The 448-nt window shown below is 32.4% G+C and carries 1 pseudogene; it reads right to left on the bottom strand.

The features are described from left to right. Positions 1–448: pseudogene (locus AJ887_RS10195) on the bottom strand (autotransporter outer membrane beta-barrel domain-containing protein); the annotation flags it as partial.

Raw genomic sequence — 448 nt, 5'->3', positions numbered from 1 at the left:
CTTTAACTTCAATGCCTTCACCCTCAATACCATTTTTACTTCCATCTATATGGATTGCATCATTGCCTGCTTTAATAACACCACCTTTTTCTATAGTGATTTTACCAATATTAACGGGCTTTTTATTTGTATCAAATGCATAAAAAGTTATACCATTGTTGCCTGCTTCTATAGTTCCTTTATTTGTAAGGGTTTCTATCTTGTTGCCATCACCTATGAAGATAGCATTGCCGTTTTGATTTTTGATTAGGCCTGTGTTTTCAAAATTTTTAATAGTGGAGCTTGTTTGAAGCCAACTTTGAATGAATATTGCTCCTGATAATTGTTTGGCTCCAGATGTTCCTTCTATAGTACCACTGTTTTTAAAATTATCTATAGTAGTGCTTGATATATTTATACCTACTCTTCCTGAAAGAATACCTGAGTTATCAAAATTTGTTATAGTAGA

Origin of the sequence: Campylobacter sp. BCW_6466 (genome assembly GCF_001762835.1) — a bacterium.
GTDB classification, from domain to species: domain Bacteria; phylum Campylobacterota; class Campylobacteria; order Campylobacterales; family Campylobacteraceae; genus Campylobacter_D; species Campylobacter_D jejuni.
This window is presented reverse-complemented; position numbering and strand designations above follow the sequence as displayed.